The sequence below is a fragment of the Sulfurimonas sp. ST-25 genome (genome assembly GCF_048079205.1).
Taxonomy (GTDB): Bacteria; Campylobacterota; Campylobacteria; order Campylobacterales; family Sulfurimonadaceae; genus Thiomicrolovo; species Thiomicrolovo sulfuroxydans.
Genome location: NZ_CP182225.1, coordinates 909857 through 930867, shown reverse-complemented (window position 1 = coordinate 930867; position 21011 = coordinate 909857). Strand labels below are relative to the sequence as shown.

Below are 21011 nucleotides of genomic sequence, written 5' to 3'. Positions count from 1 at the left end.
CGCTATTGTAGCCCGATGGAACTTAAGAGGTACTCCTGGAAATGGGTCTGCAGCGGCAGCAGCGTCTGCTGGCTGCGGGAGATCATCGTGAAGTCGCGCTCGAAGTGGTGCGCCTTGATCGCGATCTCGAACAGGTGCCCCTCTTCCAGTTCCCTTCTGACTGAAATGCGCGGCAGAACGCTGAGATAATCGGGCTTGGCCAGCAGGAAGTTTTTGATCGACTCGATATGCTCCAGCTCCATCACCATGTTGAGCTCCTGGTCGACGGGGCTGATCGCGTTGAGGAAGACGGCCCGGGTCCCGGAGCCTTTTTCCCGCATGATCCACGGCCGCGATGCCAGCTGGTCGATAAACCACGGCCCCCGCTCTGCCAGTGCCTTGTCGCTTGTGAGCACGACCAGCTCGTCGCGCATCAACACCCGGCTCTCGACCTCTTCAAGGATCCCCTCCCCCTCGATAAAGCCGATATCGACTTCCCCGGAGGTGACTTTGCGGATGACGTCGGCGGTGTTGGCGCTTTTGAGCGAGATACTGACATGTTCGTTCTGCTCCATATAGTTGCAGACCAGCGTCGGGATGAAGTACTCCGCGATCGTCACACTGGCCGCCAGGCGGAGCTCCCCGCGCAGCGAATCGCTGCGCATCTGGTCGTAGAGGGCGTGCAGGGCATCGACGTGCGGTTGGGCGCTGCGCATCAGCATCGCCCCCCGCCCGTTGAGGACCAGCCGTTTGCCGATCCGCTCGAACAGCGGGCCGTCGAGCAGGCGCTCGAGCTCCTTGATCGCCATCGAAACCGCCGACTGGCTCAGCCCGAACTTTTTGGCCGTATCGATAATCTTTTCGCTCCGCCCCAGATCGAGAAAAAGTTCCAGCTGTTTCAGCGTATACATCTCACCCTCCTCCTGCACCTCTCTGTGCCCCTGTTTCCCGGGGGAAACGCGATCCATTAAGTACAGTTTTATTGCACATTATATCATTTTGGTTTTATTTTTCTTAACTATATCTTTTTGATAAAATACGGACATAATTTTTATCAAACGATTTTATATCGTCTCAAGGTCCTCAAATCATGAAACGCAGATCTTTCCTTAAAGGCGCGCTGGCCGGTGCCGGCGTGACCGCGCTGGGCCCCGAAGCCTTCGCCGCGGGCCAGCCCGTCGATAACCGCAAAATCTCCTCCATTCCGTTCCCGCAGAAACGGCCGATGATCACCTACTCCGACCGCCCGCCGCTGCTCGAATCCCCGCGCTACGTCTTTGCCCACCCGGTCACGCCGAACGACATGTTCTTCGTACGCTGGCACATGCCGGACATTCCGACGCACATCGACCTGGGAACCTTCCGCATCAAGGTTAACGGCCTCGTCGAGCGCGAGCTCTCTCTCTCCGTCGACCAGCTGAAGCATGACTTCGAACCGGTCGAAGTCTATGCCGTCCTGCAGTGCGGCGGTAACAGCCGCTCCGCCTTCAAGCCGACGGCCGGCGGTATCCAGTGGGGCAGCGGCGCCATGGGATGTGCACGCTGGAAAGGTGTGCGTCTGCGCGACATCCTTGAGCGTGCCGGTCTGAAAAAAGAGGCGGAATGGGTCGGGTTCAACGGATCCGAAACGGCCGCCTACTACGAAACGCCGAACTTTGTCCGCGAACTGCACCTTGAGGAGATCGGTGACCACGTCATCGTTGCCTATGAGATGAACGGCGAGGACCTGCCGTACCTCAACGGCTACCCGGTCCGCCTCGTCATCCCGGGCACCTACTCCGACAGCTGGGTCAAAATGCTGAGCAACCTGACCGTCACCAGCGACTACCAGCACCTCTTCTTTATGGACAAGGCCTACCGCGTGCCGGACAACGACTGCGAATGCCAGAAGCCGGGCGAGCACGTTCCGACCAAGCCGATCACGAAGATGAATGTCAAATCCTTCATCGGCTACCCGACAAACGGCGAAACGCTCTACCACAACTCCTATGCGACGATCCGCGGGGTTGCCTTCGACTACGGCGCGGGCATCAAAGCGGTCATGCTCTCCTTTGACGACGGCAAAACGTGGCAGGAGGCGACCCTCGGTGACGATATGGGACGCTACGCCTTCCGCGCGTTCACCTATGACTTCAAACCGAAGAAGTACGGCAAGCAGACCATCATGGCCAAGGCGATCAACCGCGCCGGCGAAGAGCAGCCCTTTGCCAAAGATATCAAGTGGAACCACGGCGGTTACAAATTTAACGGAATCGACGTCGTTACCGTCGAAGTAGTCTAAGGAGAGCCTTTATGAAAAAAACAATCTTTGCCGCCCTGCTGAGCCTCGGCGCCCTTAATCTCCACGCCGTCCTGAACGAGGACGTCGAAGTCCCTTATGTCCCATTTGAGATTAAGATGGGCAAACACTTCGACCTCGTCCAGGCCAACTGTCTGACCTGCCACTCTTTCGGCTACATCCTGAACCAGGGCAAACAGTCCCGCAGCTTCTGGAAAGAGAAAGTCGAAAAAATGGTTGACGCGTTTAAAGCACCCATTACCAAAGAGGACCAGGCCCTCATTACCGACTATCTCGCCGAGCAGTACGGCAACGGCCAGCCGTAAGGCCGGCCCCTCCGCTCCCCTTCTCCTTACACACAAAAATTCACCTATCTTCCGTTACAATAGCGCTATGAACAAACAGCATCTCAAAGAACAGCTCGTCTCTTTCTCCCTCTCGATGTTCCGCAAAGAGTTCTTCAGCATCTACCACGGCAGCGTCTCCGCCAAATCCGACAACAGCCGTTTTATCATCAACACGAAAGACACCATCTTCGACCACATGAACGACTCGCAACTGATCGAACTCTATTTCCAGAAAGATTACCGCTGGAACGAGGCTAGTATCGACGCGGCCATCCACCACAGCATCTACCGCCAGATCAGCGATGCCAAATTCATCACCTTCTCGATGCCGCCCAATACGATGGCATACAGCCTGCTCCACGAAGTCATCGAACCGCAGGACTATTTCGGGATCAAGGAGATGCCCCGCGTCGAAGTCTACGATCCCCGCTCCTTCGACCAGTGGTACGAGCGCGCCTCCACAGAAATTCCCAAACGGCTGATCAACTCCGATCTGGAACTGGTCGTCATCCGCGGCTACGGCATCTACGCCTACAACCGCGACCTGCATGAGATGGCCAAACAGCTGGCCGTGCTGGAGAAGAGCTGCCGGATCCTGATGCTCCGGCAGAGTATGCTCTCCTAAAATCAGAGTGACGTGATCGCCTCGTAAGCCGTGTCCATGACGTAGGCCAGCTCCTCTTCTTTAATAATGTAGGGGGGCATGAAGTAGACGACGGGGCCCAGCGGCCGCAGGAGTACCCCCCGCTCCAGTGCGAAGTCGAACACCTTCAGCCCGATACGCTCCTCGGGGGCGTACCCCTCCAGCTCCACCGCCACGACCATACCGGTCTGCCGTACCGATTTCACGTTCGGCAGAGTTTCAAAACGTTTGAGCCCCTCTGCCATCAATGCCGAGAGTTTCCGGTTGGCTTCGATCACGTTGTCGCCTTCAAAAATATCCAGCGTCGCATTGGCCGCGGCACAGGCAAGGGCGTTCCCCGTATAACTGTGCGAATGCAAAAATGCCTTATAAAGGTTGTAATCGCAGTAAAACGCTTCGTAGATCTTATCGGTTGTCATCGTAACGGAAAGCGGCAAATAACCACCGGTCAACCCCTTCGAGAGGGTCATCAGATCCGGGGTAATCCCCGCCTGTTCGCAGGCGAACATCGTCCCGGTTCGCCCGAATCCCGTCATAATTTCATCGGCAATCAACATAATGTCATATTGATCGCAAAGTTTCCGAGCCTCTTTCAGGTAGCGCGGATGGTACATATGCATGTTCCCCGCCCCCTGGATCAACGGTTCGACAATGAGGGCTGCGACCTCTTCTGCACGGGCCTTTAGCAGGGTTTCGAGTTCCGCCGCCGCGGCCAGTGCTGCCGCCTCACTCTGGTCGGCCGGGACCGGCGTCTGGATCGTTTGCAGCAGCAGCGGTCCGTAGGTCTCTTTGTAAAGCGACACGTCACCGACCGAAAGCGCCCCGATCGTCTCGCCGTGGTAACTGTTGGTCAGGGAAATGAACAGGGGGCGCTCTTTTCCGATATTCTTATAATAGTGATAGGCCATTTTCAGGGCGACTTCTATGGCGCTCGAGCCGTTGTCCGCGTAAAAACAGCGCGTTAGCCCCTCCGGCGTCATGGCTGCCAAACGTTCGGAAAGACGGACAACGGGCTCATGGGTGAACCCCGCCAAGATAACGTGCTCTAACGTTTCGGCCTGGGTTTTGACTGCCGAAGAGATGATCGGGTTCGCATGGCCGAAGAGGTTGACCCACCAACTGCTCACCGCATCGATGTAGCTGTTGCCGTCAAAATCCTCAAGGTAGATGCCGTTCCCTTTTTTGATCGGTGTGAGCGGCAGAAATTCATGATCCTTCATCTGGGTACACGGATGCCAGATATGGCGCAGGTCCCTTTCGGAAATTTCGCGGTTGTTCATCTTGTACCCCCCAAAAGTAGAATTTTGAAAATCTTATCGAAAAATATTGAACTCAGAGTGAAAAAAGGTTCGGAAAACAGGGACTTTAAGGCAATTCTTAAGCTTTAAACTAATAAAATTGACAACTACGACGCAAGAAGGCAAACTACACAGATGATTACATGGATGCAACGACACCGAAAATACCTCGTCATTACGATCTGGATCTCAACGATCGCCTTTATCGGCGCGGGATTTGTCGGATGGGGGCAGTACAGCTACGGCGATAAATCGGGGGCCGTCGCGAAAGTCGGTGACGTCAGCATCACCAGCCGCGAACTTCAGAAAACCTATGCACAGCTTTTCAACCGCTACAGTCAAATCTTTCAGGGTAAATTCGACGAGGAGCAGGCCAAAAAGCTCGGCCTGGACAAACAGGCGTTACAGCAGCTCGTCAACCAGGCCCTGCTGGTGAACCTCGCTAACAGCTATAACCTCGAAACGACCGACAAAGAGGTGGCTACGGTGCTGCAGTCCCAGGAAGCCTTCATCGAGAACGGCGTTTTCAGCAAGGAGCTCTACCAGAAGGTCCTCAAACAGAACCGTTTGACCCCTGTTGACTACGAAGCGGATATCCGCCGCGCATTGCTGATCCAGAAACTCTTTGCGCTCTTCCCTGCCCAGGCGAACGGCATCGAAAAATCAGCCTTCGAGACCGCGCTGGGTATCGGGGACAAATTCGAGTATAAAGTGCTCGACGGCGAAATGGTCAGCATCGACACCTCCGATGCAGCCCTCAAAACGTTCTGGGAAGGCCACAAGCTCGACTACATGACGCCGCGGGCGTTCAAAATCGCCTACATCACCCAGGCAGCCGTGGAAGCCGGCGCCGGGGACGAGGAGCTTCAGACCTATTACGATGCGCACAAATACGACTTCGTAGGCCCGGACGGCAAGATCCTCGCCTTTGAGAACGCCAAAAGCGCCGTGGTCGCCGCCGTCAACGACAAAGCCACTAACAAAGAAGCGCTGAAGACCTACATCGCCTACAAGAAAGAGAAGCTTGACGCCGACGTGAAGATCGTTGAGACAACCGTCCGCGAAGGCGACAACAGCTTCAGCGCGGAGACGATGCAGGCCATCGCTTCCGCTGATGCGGCCAGCCCCTACCTGAAACCGAAAAAAGAGCACGGAGCGTACCTGATCATCAAGCGCCTGGAAACCGTCGAACCGATGCCCAAGAGCTTCGAAGCGGCGAAAACCGATGTCCTTGCCGCCTACACCCGCCAGATGCGCGCCGAAAAGCTGACGGAACTAGCGACCTCTTCCCTGAAATCGTTCCGCGGTACCGCTACCGAGGGATACCTCAAACGCGATGCGACATCCGGCGTCGAAGGGCTGGATGAAAAAGAGACGCAGGCCCTGCTCGCCAGCCTCTTCCGTTCCCGCAAAGCCGAAAGCATGGCACAGCTCCCTTCGGGCAAGATCGTCCTCTACCGCATTCTTGACCAGCAGATCAACCCGGTTGCCGATGCGAATGCGGACCAGGCGGTCGCACAGACGAAAGAGACCCTCTTCAGCCAGTCCCTGATCACTGCCCTCGCCGAGCGGTATGAGACACAGATCTTCATCAAAGGATACGGGCAGTGAAAAAAAGCGTCCTCGCGATCGATATAGGCTCAAGCAAAATCTGCGCCATCATCGCGGAGATCTCCCCTGAGGGTACGATTCAGATCTCGGGGGCAGGCATCGTCCGTTCCCAGGGGATCAAGAAGGGCTCCATCACCAACATCGAGCTCGCGTCCAAGGCGATCAAAGCCGCCCTGGCGGACGCCAGACGCGTCGCCGGCACCGAGATCAAACGGGCGATCGTCTCCATCTCGGGCGCCTATACGAAGAGCCTGAACTCCAGCGGGATCGTCAATATCCCCAACCGTGAGATCACGTTCAAAGAGATCAGCCGCGTGATGCACACGTCGCTGTACAACGCCAATATTCCCAACGAGTACGAAGTCCTGCATACCCTGCCATACAACTTCATCGTCGACGACCAGGAGTTCATCGAGGATCCCCTGGGGATGAATGCGTCGCGCCTGGAGGTCGAGACCCATATCATCACGACGCAGAAGTCCAACCTCAACAACCTCAAGAAAGCCGTTCGCGGCGCGGGCGTCGAGGTCGATACCGTCGTCCTCAACGGCTACGCTTCCGCTATCGCCGTGCTCAACGAGGATGAGAAGGAGCTCGGTGCCGCCGTAATCGACATGGGCGGCCACACCTGCGACACCGTGATCCACTCCGGGACCGCGATCCGCTACAACGATTTCCTCGGTGTCGGTTCGCACCACATCACCAGCGACCTCTCCATGGCGCTGCACACGCCACTCAACATCGCCGAGAGCGTCAAGATTAAGTACGGATCGCTCAGTGCTCCGAGCGACGACCTGATCGAGCTACCGATTATCGGCGACGAGGAGTCCTCCCACGAGGTCTCTCTCGGCGTGGTACACAACGTTATCTATGCCAGGGTCGAGGAGACCCTGATGATCCTCGCCCAGTCCATTGACAAGAGCGGGCTCAAAGATCAGCTGGGGGCCGGGGTCGTCCTGACGGGCGGCTTTACCAAACTCGACGGCCTCCGCGATCTCGCCGTTGCCATTTTCGACAACGTGCCGGTCCGCCTCGCCAAGCCATGTAACGTCGAAGGACTCTTCGACGCCCTCAAGGAGCCGGCGACGGCGACGGCGGTCGGACTCGTCAAATATGCGGCGGGAGGCTATGCGCCTTACGAAATCGATGTGAACCGTCAGGTACGTTACCGTAACGAAGAACCGATGGAGAAGCCTGACCTGACTGAACCTTCCGTTCAGGAGCCGGCAGAGGAAGAAATTCCCCTGCCCCCCTCCGAGGAAGCCGGTACGATCAGGATCAAGTCCTTTGACGCAAGAAAAAGTGCTGACAAAGCCGCAGGCTTCGGCAGCAAGTTTTGGAACTGGATTACACAGTTATTTTAACAGGGGAGTGATAGATGGGATCTGACAATATGTTCAAAATCGAAGAGACGACGGCCAATAACGGTGCGCGTATCGTTGCCATTGGGGTCGGCGGCGGCGGCGGAAATATGATCGGTCATATGATCAATGAAGGGGTCGACGGCATCGAGATGGTCGTCGCCAATACCGATGCACAGGTGCTTCAGACCTCCTTTGCCCCGGTCAAAATCCAGATGGGCAGCCGTCTGACGAAGGGGCTCGGTGCCGGGATGAAACCGAGCGTCGGCAAAGATTCCGCCATCGAGAACTATGACGACATCCGCACGGCCATCGAAGGGGCCGATATCGTCTTTATCGCCGCCGGCCTCGGCGGCGGCACCGGTACTGGCGCGGCGCCGGTTATCGCCCAGATCGCACGCGACGTCGGCGCCCTGACGATCTCTGTCGTCACGAAACCCTTCGCCTTTGAAGGGCGCAAACGCCTTAAACTGGCCGAGCAGGGACTGGCGGAGCTGAAAAAAGAGAGCGACTCCATCGTCGTCATCCCCAATGACAAGCTCCTCTCCATCATCGACAAGAACCTGGGGCTCAAAGAGTCTTTCAAGATCGTCGATGCCGTACTGGCCCAGGCAGTAAGCGGGACGTCCGGCGTTATCCTCTCCTCGGGCGACAACGACATCAACCTCGACTTCGCCGACCTGAAAACGGTCATGTGCCACCACGGTATGGCGCTGATGGGCGTGGGCGAGCACCAGGGCGACAATGCCGCTTATGAAGCGATCCGCGCCGCGATCGAATCGCCGCTGCTCGACAACATGAGCATCAACGGCGCCATGGGCGTTCTCGTCCACTTTACGATGCACCCCGACTTCCCGATGATCTCCATCGGAGAGGCGATGGGTGTCGTCGAAGAGAGCGCGGACGAAAACGCCGATGTCATCTTCGGGACGACGACGGATGCCACGCTGGCGATCGACTATATCAAGATCACCCTCGTTGCCACGGGTTTTGACCATGAGGAGGCCCCGAAAAAGGCCCCCTCCATCAATAACGACTCCTACGACGCTCCGGCACAGGAGACCCCGGCGGCCAGCCGTACCGTGAGCCGTCCGAGAATGGTCGTCGGTGGCGATCTGAGTGACGACTACCTCGACGTACCGACCTACATGCGCCAGCAAAAAGACTGACGCACCCGCTAATGCCCCCCTATGAGAGCGTTCTGAAGGCCAAGACCCTGCTGGGCCTTCATGACAAGGCGACCCTCCCCGAGATCAAGACGCGCTATAAAAACCTGATGCACCGCTGGCACCCGGACAAGCACCCGGATGATCCCGATACGGCAAACACCATGAGCGCGCGGATCAACGACGCCTATAAAATACTGCTGGAATTTGTCAAACATTACGAATACCGCCTGGACGAACCCTACCTCAAAGAGACCTGCCTCACCCCCCAGGAGTGGTGGGAACGCAAATTCGGCGGACGCTAATTAAGGAACATATATGTTGAGAAACGACGACCTTGCCCGCCTGCTGCTGCGCCTTGCCCTCGGTACCCTTATGCTGTTTCACGGCATTCATAAACTGCTGCACGGCATTTCCCATATCCAGGGGATGCTGCAGGCCCACGGCCTGCCCGGCTGGTTCGGTTACGGTGTCTTTGTCGGAGAGGTGATCGCTCCGGTGATGATTATTCTCGGATTGTATGCGCGGATCGGCGCGGCGCTGATGGCCGCGAATATGGTGGTGGCCGTGGCACTTGTCGGCGGGCTTTTCCCGCTGCAGCTGAGCAAAACCGGCGGACCGGTCAGCGAGATGGCACTGCTCTATCTCTTTGCCGCCCTGGCCCTCTTCTTTTCCGGGCCGGGGAAATACGGCATCAACCGCTCCTAGAGGGGCGATCTCCCGTCACATTAGACCTTTCCGGCAGACGGCAGAAACATCAGCTGCATCCGCCGCACGAAAAGCAGGATGAGTGCGACGGCCAGCAACTTGAAATCCAGTTCGCTGGCACTGTGCAGCGAGGCGAAGGCTTCGCTCCCCGTGGCATCCGCCCCTTCGGCCTGCATGGAGAGGATCTTCGGAACGTAGACCGCCGCGAACATTAGCAGGGTTGCCACCGCGAGCAGCGCGCTCATAATGGCCCACTTGTCCCGGCGCTGGCGGCGGTATTCGTTTCCTTCGAAGACGAGGATGATGACGGCCATCGCATAGGCCCAGAAACCGAAGCGGCGGAAGATCTCGCCCATCAGCATTCCCTCTTCGTAGCGGCCCAGCAGCTCCGTCGGCAGGATCGATGCCGAGTGAAAGATCACGGGGGCGACAACGATGCCCAGAATCAAAACCGCCCCCAGGGTGGCGGCAACGGTCATAAGATAGAGCGTGACGCTCCACTGTTTGGTATTCATGTTTCATCCTTTCTTGTCATCACGAACCCGCGGTCGAGTCCCGCAAGATCCTTGTAGAAATCGATCGTGTACCCTTTCGGAACGATCGCCGAGACGGCTTCACGCTGATCATACCCCATTTCGCAGCAGAACAGGGGAATCTTCCGCTCGGCGACCGCATCGATCAGTCGGACGATAATGTCCATCCCCGTCACACCGCCGAACAGCGCGAGATCCGGCTCATAATCGAGGTTGCGTTCGAGGTCGGCATCCGCCGCGACATAGGGCGGGTTGGAGACCAGAACGTCTATGTTCTCCGGAACGCCTGCGAGCAGATCGCTCTGCCGCAGCTCGATCCGCTCCTGGAGACCGAAATCCACGACGTTCTTGGCCGCAACGCTCAGGGCATCCGTACTGATATCGACGCCGATCATCTTCGCATGCTCAAGATGCAGCGCGAGGGTCACGCTGACCGCGCCGCTCCCGACCCCCACTTCGCAGAGCGTGAACGCACCGTCGCGCTCCACCGCGTCAAGGACGCGGTCGATCAGGAGCTCCGTCTCCGGCCGCGGGATCAAAGCCCCCGGTGCGATATAGAAGAGCTGCGAATAGAAACTGACACGGTTGAAGATATATTCGAGGGGTTCATGGGCCTTGCGCCGCGCCACCCACTCCCAGAGCCGCTCGTCGCAGTAGAGCGGCTCGTCCTGGTGGGTAATGAGCCAGAGGCCGTCTCGCCCCAGGTACTCCATCAGCATCCGTTCCGCCTCCCGCCGCGGGCGCTCCGCACTCACGGCGATCTCAGCGGTGATCACATCAAGGCACTCCCGCAGCGTCCGCACGCGCTCACCCATCAGGAACGCACGCCTTCGTCATCGAGTTCACGTTCCACGCTGTCGGCGTCGCATTCGGACCGCATCGCGCCTTTGCCGCTCCCCTGTTCCTCGAATCCAAGCACACGCAGGCGCTCGATCACCGGCGGATGGGTATAGTAGAAGAAGATATAGAGCGGATGCGAAAGGGGAAAGGAGCGGTTCTCCGTCACCAGTTTGCGCAGGGCATTGGCGAGGTAGAGCTTGCCGACAAGTTCCCCGCCGCTGCGGTCCGCTTCGTATTCGTTGTGTCGGCTTATCACCCCCATCAGCGGCATAATGAAAAAGCTGACCAGGGGCATGAAAAGCAAGAAGAGTATGACGGTCACTGCCGGCGTATTGCCGAGGCCGAGCTGCACGAAGAGCGATTCGGGCAGGTTGCCGAAAAGGGCGAGCATACCGAAGAGCATCCCGCCGACGACAGCGATGTTCTTGTAAAGGTCGCCGTGGGCGAAGTGGCCCAGTTCATGCCCCAGGACCGCCAGGAGTTCGCGCGCTTCGAGCTTTTCAAGCAGCGTGTCGTAAAGGACGACGCGCTTGCTCTTGCCCAGACCGCCGAAGTAGGCGTTTAGGCGGGTATCGCGCTTGCTGGCGTCGCTGACGAAAACCCCGCTGCTGACAAAGCCCGTCTTCTTCATCAGGGTGTCGATCTCTTCTGAGAGCTCCGCATCCTCGAGCGGTGTCAACTTGTCGAAAAAGAGCGCCCGCAGCGTCGGGAAGAGCATATTGAGCGCAACGACGACGGCGAAAAGGAAGAGGAAGCTCCAGAACCACCACAGCGGCGCCCATGCGATGATCGCCGTCACGCCCCAGATGACCGCCCCGCCGAGCAGTGCGACCAGAAGCAGCGTGATCAGCGTGTCTTTGATGTAGAGGCCGACGCTGGTGCGGTTGAAGCCGAACTTCGCATCGAGGACAAATTTCTCGTAGAGCGACAGCGGCAGTTCCACCACGGTATTAATCAGCAAAAACGCCAGGACCATGACGATGCTTTTGAAAGGCGCGTCCATCCCGCCCATCACCGTATCCAGCCAGCGGATCCCGCCGTCAAGCCAGACAAGGAACATGATGTACTCGATCAGCATTCCCGTCATCTGCAGTTTCTCTTTTGCCACGGCGTAGTTGCCGGCCTTGAGATAATCCGCACTCCCCATCAGGACCGGGGCCATCCGCTTGGCGCGGTTGATAAACCCGACCTGCATGACGCTGATATAGAGTTTGATGATGAAATAGAGGCTGATCACAACCATCAGTGCTGTTACCATAGAAATACCTTGTGAAAGCGTGTCGGATATTGTAGCATCGCGACCCTAAAACGGGTCAGCGACGGGCAAAGAAGTTCACCGGTTGAAGGGAACGGCAGCGATGCCGTCATGGACCGGCAGCCTGTCATGGACCTCACCGACGTAGCTGTTGGAAACAATGACATAGAGCGCACCGAGCAGGAGTCCCGAGAGCAGGACGACCCGTACTACCCGTTTTTTCTCACCTTTGAGACCGTTATAATCGCCGATGCTCTGAAGTGTCGGTTCATTCATAATCTATCCTTTTAATTTTTATTTGTCAAAATCATACTTATAATTCATGACGATCCCGTCTGTTTTCAGGATTAAAATGACGATTTAAGTCTATTTTTTTATTTATTTTATCGTCAATACGGTTTTCGACCCGCCAACTGCTATAATCATGCCATGAAAACCGATATCCCCCTGCTCGAACCGACGCCCGAACCAACCAAACCGCTCTGCCGCACGGCAGCCTGGCTGCTGGGATGGCTCTTCTCCTACGGCACCTACCTCCTTGCCGTGGCGGTGTGGCTCCTTTATGACTGGTTCTATGCCATCGGTGCCCTGCTTTTCGGATTCGTCGCCTTCGGGATCCTTCGCGCCAAGATCCGCAATATCTCCATTCCCCCCGCCCAGCAGGAGTACCAGTACACCGACCAGGCCATCGCAAAATGGTTCGTCGTCCGGCGTATGCTCTGCGATCTCTGACCTCCCGCATCCACCCTTTTTAGCCCCACATCAGTGTCCAGCCATCGTATCCGCTGCATGTGGATTTATCCTTTATTAATAAAGCATGAATAATAATTGGTTTATGTTATTGAAAAAGGAGTGACGATGGCGCTGCGTATCGATACCCACCTGCTGGCCGGCGACCTGTTCGGCCGAGAGGTCGTTTTTGACCCCTGCGACAACAAAGACAGCGGCCCTTACGAGGCAGGTCTGCCCGACACCGTCGTCATTCACTTCACCGCCGGCCCGACCCTTGCCTCCGCCGTCAATACCTTCAAGGCCCCCGACGTCGAAGCCTCGGCCCATCTCATCATTGATCGCGACGGCAGTGTCGTGCAGATGGTCGGTTTCGACCGTATCGCCTGGCACGCGGGTACGAGCCGCTGGCAGGAACGCAGCGGGCTCAACCGCTATGCCATCGGTATCGAGCTCGTCAATGCCGGCGAGCTCACCCCCTCGGGCGACAGCTACCTCGCCTGGTTCGGCAGACGCTACGAAGAGGCGGATGTCATCCGGGCCATTCACCGAAACCAGACGGAACCCTCCTACTGGCACACTTATACGGCCGAGCAGATCGAGGCCTGTTTCGAGGTATGCCGGGTGCTGAAAAACAGCTACGGCATCCACACGATCGTCGGCCATGAAGAGATCGCCCCGGAACGCAAGATCGACCCCGGCCCCGCCTTCCCGCTGGAGCGGCTGCGCGACAGGGTCCTGACGGGACGCCATGCCAATGCAGAACCGACGGAAGAGAAAGAGATTGCTGGTGCCAACGCAACGGTCACCGCCAGCCTCCTCAACGTCAGGTCCCAGCCATCGGGGAGCGCCGCGTTGGCGGGCGATCCGATTGAAAAAGGGACCCGGGTGGAGCTGGGCGAGCGCAACGGCGTCTGGCAAAAGGTTCGAATCTGCAGGGAGGGATGGGTACACAGCGACTATCTCCAAACGGATACGCCTGTCGGCTGATATCACGAAAAAGAGACATTTTCCTGTTACAATAAGCCATCTAGTTTAGGAGCAACAGTCATGACATTTCAAACCAAATCACTTTCACTCGTTCTTGCTGCCGCATTGATCGGCGGATGTGCCAGCACCCAGCCCAATGCCGACGGCACGCAGCAGGACGAATACGACAAGACCAAAAAAGGCGCCCTTATCGGTGCGGCTGTCGGTGCCATCGGCGGACTACTACTCGGCGGCAAGAATAAGGGCCAGGGCGCACTGATCGGCGCGGCAGTCGGTGCAGCAGCCGGTGGCGGGATCGGCTATGCGATGGACCAGCAGGCCAAGGACGTCGCCAAATCCCTCAATACGACCGTCAGCCAGAGCGATGTCGGCGCGGACAACATCATCGTCACCCAGCATGAGACCTTCGTCAAAGTCACCTTCAAAAGCGCTATGATGTTTTCGACAAACTCCGATACGCCGACACCAACGGCCCTGACAAAGATCGACCAGCTGACGACGGCGCTGAAAAAATACCCCAGCTCCATCGTCCAGGTCGTCGGCCATACCGACCCGCGCGGTTCCTATGATTACAACCTGCAGCTCTCCGAGCGCCGGGCCCGCACCGTCGCCACCGAGATGGTCAACCAGGGGCTGCCCAACGCCGTCTACGCCCGCGGCTGCTCCTTCGACAAACCCCTCGTTCCCAACAACAGCGAAGCCAATATGGCACAGAACCGCCGTGTCGAGATCTTCTTGTACCAGACACAGGAAAACGTCGTCGACCAGTGCCTCTAGCCTAGCGCCACTCGGTGCTGCAGGCACAACTTTCACCGTTTCGGTAACGAAACGGCTACGGCATTGGCTATAATGAGTTAACGACCATTTCCCCCCGGAAGGAGTCACGATGCCGAAACCTATTTTCAATGCCATCGAAGCGGGCAATCTTGCCGCCCTGGAACAGATTCTCGAGGCCGGCACCTCTCCTATCACGGAAAACGAAGCGGGTCTGCACCCCCTGACCCTTGTCGGTTCACTGATTGAAAGCGCCTTCGAAGCCGGGGCATTCGAGCAAGAGGACACCTACAAACGGATGGCCGCCATGCTCATCGTGCACGGCGCCCCCGACGGCGATCTCGAACACGCCCTGGGCGAGGTCAGCAACCTCCGCCGCTACACCTGCCGCTACATCATCGAACTTTCCATGAAACGCAACACCCCCGAAAGGGTCGCCGAACTGATCGCGGAAAAGTACCTCTGGTTCGAAAACGACGATCCTAAGACGGAGACGGCGTTTATGAACGCGGTCAAAAACGGAGACCGCTCCCTCGTCGACGCAATGTTCGAAGCGGGGCGCGTCAATTACGCCTTCGAGCAGTAGCCTCCCGCCCGCCGTTTACGGCAGGGTGATACGCGGATACAACAACTGACTTTCCACCCGATGTAGTAAAATACGCAGAAAAAAGAGCACCATGACTCTCATCGCCCCGTCCCCATGACTATAACCTGCAACCGGGCGCAAACATACTAAGGCAGGCCAAAAGTTCACGAAGCAGCGTAGAACAATGCACGGCTGTCTACTGCATGTCGTAAGACACAACCCCGAAATCGTATAACATGCCGGAACCTTTGGCGGCCTGAAGTACCACATGGCAGATGCTGCCGTCGCTATTAAAGAATACGTAACGACCGTTACCTTGATAATAAGTATTGCCGGCTTTCATGTTGGGCAGCTTGATCGTTTTCTCAAACGCCAGATAGGTATCATCAAAAAGATAAAGCATATTCTCTTCATGATCAATGTACTGGTAATAATATATATACTCCCGCTTCTGTGGGACCAATGCAATTTTCCCACTTTCGGCGGAGTGGCTCAATGACCTGATATAAGTCATATCCTGCAGCGAACCGTTATAGGTCATATCAATATCAGATTGGCTTGAGGCACGGAAAACATTGCCGCATTTTGTAAAGATCCTAAAACCGTCTTCAGAGATCCACAGGTCTCCGCACATTTGATAGTCTCCGTGGTAAGGTGAATCATAAAGGTAATCTGCCGTACTGCCTGAAATATCGTACTTTTCGATATCTGCCGGATAGATACCGTTGTCTGCTCCATAAATGGACGCACCATCGGGATGAAGTTTGCCAACCGTACCGGCATAAATACTGAGCCCCGTGCTCAATGTCTCTTGTTCCGTCTCGATTTGAACCGTTCTAATCTTTACCCATTGGTCATCACGCGGGAAAGCGTGGACATATCCATTACCATCCAATACGACATCCAACACATCTGCTGATACGGCGAATGTCTTTACTGCACTTGCTGCGGCAAGATCAACATACGTGATATATGCATCATGCCCGACTGCGGCAAATAAGCCGTCCGGTCCAATAGAAACACAGTTAGGCGGTATCGGCAAATTGACGCTATTCACTTCCTGGGTGAGCGGGTCATATATATACAGGGCGTTCACCGGTTCGCTTGAGACGAAAACGATTTTATCAAGCGTCTGGCTGTATTCCGCATCATTGATATAGAAATCAAGCTGATGGACGACTCTTGATACAAAGATATCCACCGTATCTGCCTCACTGGGCCCCATACCGTTATCAACAACTAGAGCGACGCGATAGTCACCGGGTTTATCCGGTACGAAAGATGGGGACACCGTCGCAGCATTTGACAGTTCAACAGTACTGTCAAGCGGTTTGGATACAAAGTTCCACTGGTAAGTAAGCGTACTTTCCATGGGGTTCACACTCGCTAGTCCATTCAATACTACGGTATCACCCACAGTTCCATTCTGGTCCGGACCGCCTTTCGCAGTGGCCCGTCCATCCGACACATATATATCCACCGTATCTTGTACGCTGGTGGTAGTACCATTGTCAACAATCAGGGCGATGCGATAATCACCGGATTCATCCGGAACGAAAGATGGGGACACCGTCGAAGCGTTTAACAGTTCAACGGTACTGTCGAGCGGTTTGGATACAAAATTCCACACATACGTGAGTTCAGTGCCCATTGGATTCATACTTTCCTGTCCATTCAATATGACAGTATCACCTATGATTGCCATCTGATCCGGCCCGGCATTCGCGACCGGCTGCCCATCTGTTACAACAATTTTCACTTCGGCGGGAACACTGGTTTCCGTATCATTTGTGACTGTCAGCGTGCAGATGTAAATACCGGCAGTATCAGCAGAAAAAGTTGTTGACGCATTGTTTTCGCTGCTGAGCACAGCATGTGATGACACCGGTTGGGATTTCACTGACCAGTGATAAGAGATATTCGACAGCTCATGATCACTTTTTGCCATGCCGACGAGTGTCAGTGGCACATTTGCAATAGTGTATTGCTCCGAACCTGCATCGGCAACGAGATGCAATGAACCCAAATAGTTCAAAATATAGAAAGGTTGTGTGCTGGCTTTGTCATCAAACCAGTACATAACAGATCCATTCATTTGTGAGGCATAAACGTCAACCGAAAATCCGCTTATGTCGTTGTAGGAGTTGTCGCAATCAAGCTTCCCGTTCACACGCTCTATGTAAAGTGACAATAAGTCCCTTTCACCCTTTTCTAAGAGATTAAAATAGCCGGTTGCATTCCAATCGCCCGACGTCATCATAAACGTCGCGTCATCGTAAAAAACAATCGTCTCCGAGCATGAGGAGTCATTGGTAAGGTCCCATGCTCCGGAAACAGAAATCAGTTCTCCCGTTGGCTTGCTGTCAGATGATCCACCGCCACAACCCACAATCAACGCCATCATAAAAAACATAGCAACGATACGCCATACCACACTGCACTCCTTCTTGTATTAGACGCCCATCTCAAAACGGATGTGAGCAGTGAACAAAAGATTTCAACTTTATCACATAAGAACGTTTTAGCATCATATAAAAACAATTTAACATATATTATATTTTTATTCTTAAAGTATCTATCCTAATACATACCATCGATCAGCCACATCCCGCACAATGCTCCTTGCAGAACCCCAGATGGAAGCAACCTACTGACTTTCAACCCGTTATAGTAAAATACGCAGAAAAAAAGAGCATCATGGCCCTCATCGATCTGCACGGCATCTATAAAAACTACGAAGCGCAAAAAATCCTCGAGAACGTCGATTTCCACGTCGACGAGGGGGAGCGTGTCGTTATCGTCGGCAAGAACGGGAGCGGCAAATCAACCCTGATGAAGATCGTCGGCGGCACGCTGGAGTATGACGAGGGGGAGCGCATCATCCGCCAGAACCTGCAGGTGAAGATGCTCGCCCAGGTGCCGCATTTCGAGCAGGGGCACAGCGTGCGCGAGGCGATCGAGCACGGCCTCGTCGAACTCAAAGAGGCCCTGGCCCGTTTCGACACCCTCTCGATGGAGATGGCCGAGAAGTTCGACGACCCGCAGCTGATCAAGGAGCACACGGAGCTCTCCGCCTACCTCGACCACCACAGCGCCTGGAACCTCGACGACAAGATCGAGCGGGTCCTGCAGCACTTCCAGCTAAAAATGTACGAAAGCAAGAACGTCAATCTACTCAGCGGGGGCGAACAGCGCCGGGTCGCGCTGGCGTCGCTGCTGCTGCAGAAACCCGACGTCCTGCTGCTGGACGAACCGACCAACCACCTCGACGTCTACATGGTCGAGTTCCTCGAGGAACTCATTCTCAAGGAGAAGTTCACCCTCGTCTTCATCTCCCACGACCGTTACTTCATCGACCAGATCGCGACGAAGACCGTCGAAGTGGAGGATGCCTCTTTGCGGGAGTTCAAAGGGGGCTACAGCAGCTACCTGACCCAGAAAGAGGAGCTGCTGCGCACCATGCAAAAGCAGCACGACAACCTGCTGCGCCTGCTGCGCTCCGAGAACGAGTGGTATTCGCGCGGGGTACGCGCCCGCCTCAAGCGCAACGAGGGGCGCAAGGAGCGGCTGATGAACCTGCGGGAGCAGGCGAAAACGAACCCTGCGCAGATCCGTAAGATGCGCGTCGAGCTCGACCGCGAGGCGAAGCACTTCAACCGGGACAAAAGCGTCAACAAACAGAAGATGCTCTTCGAGATCGAGCACCTCGACATTACCCTGGGCACTAAAATGCTGGTCAGGGATTTCTCGACGCGTATCCTCCAAAAGGACGTCATCGCCGTTGTCGGCCCCAACGGCAGCGGCAAGTCGACCCTCCTCAAAGCGCTGCTGGGGCGCCTCAAACCGACGGCGGGCAAGATCAAGCAGGGGGAGTTCTCCATCGGCTACTTCGACCAGCACCGCGAAATGCTCGATGACGACAAGAACCTCATCGAGACCTTCTGCCCCCACGGCGGCGACCGGGTCGAGGTGCAGGGCAAGAACATGCACGTCTACGGCTACCTCAAAAACTTCCTCTTCCCCCGCGAATTCCTCGATAAGAAGATCGGCATCCTCAGCGGCGGGGAGAAGAACCGCGTGGCCCTCGCCCTGCTCTTTACGAAGCAGGTCGACTGCCTCATCCTCGACGAACCGACCAACGACCTCGACATCCCCACCATCAACATCCTCGAAGAGAAGCTCCAAGCCTTCCCCGGGGCGGTCATCCTCGTCAGCCACGACCGCTACTTCGTTGACAAGATCGCCAAGAAGCTCTTCGTTTTCAAAGGCGACGGCGAAGTCGAGGAGCGCTACCAGCTCTACAGCGAATACCTTGAAACCGAGAAGGAGTTCCGGGAGATGGAGGCGATGGAGCGCGAGGCAGAAACGGTGAGCGCCAAACCCGCCGTGCAGGAGAAACCGAAAAAAGAGAAACCGCTGCGCCTTACCTACAAAGAGAAGATGGCCCTCGAATCCCTCCCCGGCGAGATCGAAGCCCTGGAGCAGAAGATCGAAGACCTGAACGCCTGCCTTGCCGACCCGGCATGCTATGCCGAAAAGGGGATCTCGGTGCTGGCCAAGGAGCTCGAAGCCCTCGAGGCGGAGTACGAAGCGAAAGTCGACGAACTCCTCACCATCGAGGAGAAAGCGGAGCAGATCGAGGGGCAATGAAAAAGTGTCCGCTCTGCCAGACCCCCTCCCCCTCCTTCCGAGACCGGCAGCTAGACTGCCTCACCTACCACTGCCCCCACTGCGAACTGCTCTTTAAAGAGGAAAACGCCCACCCTTCGGAGGCGCAGGAACGGAAAAAGTACGACGAACATAACAACTCGATCGAGAACGAAGGGTACGTCGCCATGTTCGAAGCATTCATCGATTATACGCTCGCGGCCGTCGACCGTCCCGTCAAGCGGGTCCTCGATTTCGGCTCCGGTCCCGCGCCGGTACTGGCCGAACTGCTGCGCCGCCGCGGTTTCGAGGTCACGATCTACGACAAATATTTCGCGCCGGAGCCCCCGGCGGAGGATGCACGTTTTGACCTGATCACCTCCACCGAGGTGATCGAGCACATCGCCGACCCGATGGGGACCCTTGCCGAACTGAACGCGCGTCTCGTCCCGGGAGGCACCCTGGCACTGATGACGCAGTTTCACCAAAACAGCGAGGCGTTCTACCAGAACTGGTGGTACCGCCGCGACCCGACACACCTCGTTTTTTTCACGCCGAGAAGCTTTGAAATCGCGGCAGAACGGCTGCAGATGAAGCGCATTTGTCACGATGGAAAAAAGATCGTTCTTCTCTCAAAAGCCCTATAGACGGGCATCATAAATCTATCACATCCTGAAGCCAATTTTATAAATTGTTATATCTTCATGGTCCTTTAAGCCTCGCATCCGATATAATCATTTTTAATATTTTTAGGAGGAGAGCTTTATGCGAAGAGGATTTGCGTTTCTTATGTCGTCTGTCGCAGCCGCAGGTCTTATGACCGGCTGTGCGAAGCTGAATACGCTGACAAATGTACTGGTACCGAGCCATGTGGATATGGAAAGCGCGAAAAAGATGAAGATGCCGGTCGTCATCTACGATGTTGATGTCGAAACCGATGAGAAGGGGAACAGCCACCCGATCGTCTATTTCGTCAACACGTCAGCCAAACCGGTTGACATGGCCACCTTCTTCCTGGAAGGCGTCACCGAAGATGGCCAGACCGTCACGCTCTGGGCCGACGATTATGAGCGCGTTCCCCCGGGCAAAAGCAGCCAAAAAGGGGTCCTGGGCGGCCAATGGACCAAAACGAAGGTCAACTGTATCGAGATCAGGAAAGCGGGGCTGCACATCGACGGTGTCGACTACCGCTTCATCGAAGAGAATATCAACCAGCTCTTCCAGAACCCTTCTCTCAACGAATGTAACTGAGACGCGGGCCGGGCA

Annotated in this window: 22 protein-coding genes; 15 read left to right on the top strand and 7 right to left on the bottom strand. The window is 56.1% G+C overall.

Annotated features, from left to right (window positions below; all coding sequences use genetic code 11):
- Positions 1-2: 2 nt before the first annotated feature.
- Positions 3-890 carry a LysR family transcriptional regulator gene (locus tag ACM66T_RS04725; protein WP_231020844.1) on the bottom strand — a complete coding sequence of 296 codons (888 nt, stop codon included), beginning with the start codon at positions 888-890 and terminating at the stop codon, positions 3-5.
- Between the two features lie 179 nt (positions 891-1069).
- Between ACM66T_RS04725 and ACM66T_RS04720 the strand changes: the two genes are divergently transcribed.
- The 3 genes from ACM66T_RS04720 (at position 1070) to ACM66T_RS04710 (ending at position 3229) form a co-directional block, all read left to right on the top strand.
- Entirely contained in the window at positions 1070-2260 is a 1191-nt protein-coding gene (locus tag ACM66T_RS04720; protein WP_231020842.1) for a molybdopterin-dependent oxidoreductase, read from the top strand.
- A gap of 11 nt (positions 2261-2271) precedes the next feature.
- Positions 2272-2583, top strand: a complete 312-nt coding sequence (locus ACM66T_RS04715) for a sulfite:cytochrome C oxidoreductase subunit B (protein WP_231020833.1) — start codon at positions 2272-2274, stop codon at positions 2581-2583.
- Between the two features lie 67 nt (positions 2584-2650).
- Entirely contained in the window at positions 2651-3229 is a 579-nt protein-coding gene (locus tag ACM66T_RS04710; RefSeq protein ID WP_231020831.1) for a class II aldolase and adducin N-terminal domain-containing protein, read from the top strand.
- 2 nt (positions 3230-3231) lie between these two features.
- Here ACM66T_RS04710 and ACM66T_RS04705 read toward each other — a convergent pair whose 3' ends face one another.
- The gene (locus tag ACM66T_RS04705; RefSeq protein ID WP_416768810.1) at positions 3232-4527 is read right to left on the bottom strand and encodes an adenosylmethionine--8-amino-7-oxononanoate transaminase; all 1296 of its coding nucleotides are present in this window, start codon (positions 4525-4527) and stop codon (positions 3232-3234) included.
- Between the two features lie 153 nt (positions 4528-4680).
- Here ACM66T_RS04705 and ACM66T_RS04700 point away from each other — a divergent pair, with 153 nt between their 5' ends.
- The 5 genes from ACM66T_RS04700 to ACM66T_RS04680 are packed head-to-tail and all read left to right on the top strand — an operon-like array spanning position 4681 to position 9391.
- Positions 4681-6156, top strand: a complete 1476-nt coding sequence (locus tag ACM66T_RS04700) for a peptidylprolyl isomerase (protein ID WP_231020827.1) — start codon at positions 4681-4683, stop codon at positions 6154-6156.
- Positions 6153-7520, top strand: coding sequence for a cell division protein FtsA (gene ftsA, locus ACM66T_RS04695; protein ID WP_231020825.1), 1368 nt, complete (start codon positions 6153-6155; stop codon positions 7518-7520). Before ACM66T_RS04700 ends, ftsA begins: the two co-directional genes overlap by 4 nt.
- Before the next feature lie 14 nt (positions 7521-7534).
- Positions 7535-8686, top strand: coding sequence for a cell division protein FtsZ (gene ftsZ, locus ACM66T_RS04690; RefSeq protein ID WP_231020823.1), 1152 nt, complete (start codon positions 7535-7537; stop codon positions 8684-8686).
- Between the two features lie 11 nt (positions 8687-8697).
- A complete protein-coding gene (locus tag ACM66T_RS04685) occupies positions 8698-8988 on the top strand; it encodes a J domain-containing protein (protein WP_231020821.1) in 291 nt (96 codons plus the stop codon).
- A 13-nt stretch (positions 8989-9001) separates the two neighbouring features.
- Positions 9002-9391, top strand: coding sequence for a DoxX family protein (locus tag ACM66T_RS04680; RefSeq protein WP_231020819.1), 390 nt, complete (start codon positions 9002-9004; stop codon positions 9389-9391).
- A gap of 20 nt (positions 9392-9411) precedes the next feature.
- Here the strand turns inward: ACM66T_RS04680 and ACM66T_RS04675 are convergent, their stop codons facing one another.
- The 4 genes from ACM66T_RS04675 to ACM66T_RS04660 form a co-directional block, all read right to left on the bottom strand.
- Positions 9412-9906 (bottom strand): DUF4149 domain-containing protein, encoded by a 495-nt coding sequence (locus tag ACM66T_RS04675; RefSeq protein ID WP_231020818.1) that lies wholly within the window; start codon positions 9904-9906, stop codon positions 9412-9414.
- Entirely contained in the window at positions 9903-10739 is an 837-nt protein-coding gene (gene prmC, locus ACM66T_RS04670; protein WP_231020816.1) for a peptide chain release factor N(5)-glutamine methyltransferase, read from the bottom strand. The genes ACM66T_RS04675 and prmC overlap by 4 nt, the downstream gene beginning before the upstream one ends.
- On the bottom strand, positions 10739-12022 hold the full coding sequence (locus ACM66T_RS04665) for a M48 family metallopeptidase (protein WP_231020814.1): 1284 nt from the start codon (positions 12020-12022) through the stop codon (positions 10739-10741). The genes prmC and ACM66T_RS04665 overlap by 1 nt, the downstream gene beginning before the upstream one ends.
- Positions 12023-12097: 75 nt before the next feature.
- Positions 12098-12295, bottom strand: a complete 198-nt coding sequence (locus tag ACM66T_RS04660) for a hypothetical protein (protein ID WP_231020806.1) — start codon at positions 12293-12295, stop codon at positions 12098-12100.
- Positions 12296-12448: 153 nt separating this feature from the next.
- On the opposite strand from ACM66T_RS04660, the gene ACM66T_RS04655 reads away from it, so the two are divergent.
- The 4 genes from ACM66T_RS04655 to ACM66T_RS04640 all read left to right on the top strand — a co-directional run bounded on the left by ACM66T_RS04655 (position 12449) and on the right by ACM66T_RS04640 (position 15098).
- Complete coding sequence (locus tag ACM66T_RS04655) at positions 12449-12751, top strand: hypothetical protein (RefSeq protein ID WP_231020804.1); 303 nt, start codon at positions 12449-12451, stop codon at positions 12749-12751.
- Between the two features lie 126 nt (positions 12752-12877).
- Positions 12878-13738 (top strand): N-acetylmuramoyl-L-alanine amidase, encoded by an 861-nt coding sequence (locus ACM66T_RS04650; RefSeq protein WP_231020803.1) that lies wholly within the window; start codon positions 12878-12880, stop codon positions 13736-13738.
- A gap of 60 nt (positions 13739-13798) precedes the next feature.
- The gene (locus ACM66T_RS04645; RefSeq protein WP_283949356.1) at positions 13799-14515 is read left to right on the top strand and encodes an OmpA family protein; all 717 of its coding nucleotides are present in this window, start codon (positions 13799-13801) and stop codon (positions 14513-14515) included.
- A 109-nt stretch (positions 14516-14624) separates the two neighbouring features.
- Complete coding sequence (locus ACM66T_RS04640) at positions 14625-15098, top strand: hypothetical protein (RefSeq protein ID WP_231020802.1); 474 nt, start codon at positions 14625-14627, stop codon at positions 15096-15098.
- A gap of 196 nt (positions 15099-15294) precedes the next feature.
- Here ACM66T_RS04640 and ACM66T_RS04635 read toward each other — a convergent pair whose 3' ends face one another.
- Positions 15295-17532, bottom strand: a complete 2238-nt coding sequence (locus tag ACM66T_RS04635) for a PKD domain-containing protein (protein ID WP_231020800.1) — start codon at positions 17530-17532, stop codon at positions 15295-15297.
- A 263-nt stretch (positions 17533-17795) separates the two neighbouring features.
- Here ACM66T_RS04635 and ACM66T_RS04630 point away from each other — a divergent pair, with 263 nt between their 5' ends.
- From ACM66T_RS04630 to ACM66T_RS04620, 3 genes are all read left to right on the top strand, one after another.
- Complete coding sequence (locus ACM66T_RS04630) at positions 17796-19748, top strand: ABC-F family ATP-binding cassette domain-containing protein (RefSeq protein WP_416768809.1); 1953 nt, start codon at positions 17796-17798, stop codon at positions 19746-19748.
- Positions 19745-20392 carry a class I SAM-dependent methyltransferase gene (locus ACM66T_RS04625; protein WP_231020796.1) on the top strand — a complete coding sequence of 216 codons (648 nt, stop codon included), beginning with the start codon at positions 19745-19747 and terminating at the stop codon, positions 20390-20392. The genes ACM66T_RS04630 and ACM66T_RS04625 overlap by 4 nt, the downstream gene beginning before the upstream one ends.
- 142 nt (positions 20393-20534) lie before the next feature.
- Positions 20535-20996 carry a hypothetical protein gene (locus tag ACM66T_RS04620; RefSeq protein WP_231020795.1) on the top strand — a complete coding sequence of 154 codons (462 nt, stop codon included), beginning with the start codon at positions 20535-20537 and terminating at the stop codon, positions 20994-20996.
- The last annotated feature ends 15 nt before the right edge of the window (positions 20997-21011 follow it).

Bases quoted from the DNA above. Each gene is read 5' to 3' on its own strand.
- ACM66T_RS04725 (WP_231020844.1), bottom strand. From the start codon at position 890: ATGTATACGCTGAAACAGCTGGAACTTTTTCTCGATCTGGGGCGGAGC.
- ACM66T_RS04720 (WP_231020842.1), top strand. From the start codon at position 1,070: ATGAAACGCAGATCTTTCCTTAAAGGCGCGCTGGCCGGTGCCGGCGTG.
- ACM66T_RS04715 (WP_231020833.1), top strand. From the start codon at position 2,272: ATGAAAAAAACAATCTTTGCCGCCCTGCTGAGCCTCGGCGCCCTTAAT.
- ACM66T_RS04710 (WP_231020831.1), top strand. From the start codon at position 2,651: ATGAACAAACAGCATCTCAAAGAACAGCTCGTCTCTTTCTCCCTCTCG.
- ACM66T_RS04705 (WP_416768810.1), bottom strand. From the start codon at position 4,527: ATGAACAACCGCGAAATTTCCGAAAGGGACCTGCGCCATATCTGGCAT.
- ACM66T_RS04700 (WP_231020827.1), top strand. From the start codon at position 4,681: ATGATTACATGGATGCAACGACACCGAAAATACCTCGTCATTACGATC.
- ftsZ (WP_231020823.1), top strand. From the start codon at position 7,535: ATGGGATCTGACAATATGTTCAAAATCGAAGAGACGACGGCCAATAAC.
- ACM66T_RS04685 (WP_231020821.1), top strand. From the start codon at position 8,698: ATGCCCCCCTATGAGAGCGTTCTGAAGGCCAAGACCCTGCTGGGCCTT.
- ACM66T_RS04680 (WP_231020819.1), top strand. From the start codon at position 9,002: ATGTTGAGAAACGACGACCTTGCCCGCCTGCTGCTGCGCCTTGCCCTC.
- ACM66T_RS04675 (WP_231020818.1), bottom strand. From the start codon at position 9,906: ATGAATACCAAACAGTGGAGCGTCACGCTCTATCTTATGACCGTTGCC.
- prmC (WP_231020816.1), bottom strand. From the start codon at position 10,739: ATGGGTGAGCGCGTGCGGACGCTGCGGGAGTGCCTTGATGTGATCACC.
- ACM66T_RS04665 (WP_231020814.1), bottom strand. From the start codon at position 12,022: ATGGTAACAGCACTGATGGTTGTGATCAGCCTCTATTTCATCATCAAA.
- ACM66T_RS04660 (WP_231020806.1), bottom strand. From the start codon at position 12,295: ATGAATGAACCGACACTTCAGAGCATCGGCGATTATAACGGTCTCAAA.
- ACM66T_RS04655 (WP_231020804.1), top strand. From the start codon at position 12,449: ATGAAAACCGATATCCCCCTGCTCGAACCGACGCCCGAACCAACCAAA.
- ACM66T_RS04650 (WP_231020803.1), top strand. From the start codon at position 12,878: ATGGCGCTGCGTATCGATACCCACCTGCTGGCCGGCGACCTGTTCGGC.
- ACM66T_RS04645 (WP_283949356.1), top strand. From the start codon at position 13,799: ATGACATTTCAAACCAAATCACTTTCACTCGTTCTTGCTGCCGCATTG.
- ACM66T_RS04640 (WP_231020802.1), top strand. From the start codon at position 14,625: ATGCCGAAACCTATTTTCAATGCCATCGAAGCGGGCAATCTTGCCGCC.
- ACM66T_RS04630 (WP_416768809.1), top strand. From the start codon at position 17,796: ATGGCCCTCATCGATCTGCACGGCATCTATAAAAACTACGAAGCGCAA.
- ACM66T_RS04625 (WP_231020796.1), top strand. From the start codon at position 19,745: ATGAAAAAGTGTCCGCTCTGCCAGACCCCCTCCCCCTCCTTCCGAGAC.
- ACM66T_RS04620 (WP_231020795.1), top strand. From the start codon at position 20,535: ATGTCGTCTGTCGCAGCCGCAGGTCTTATGACCGGCTGTGCGAAGCTG.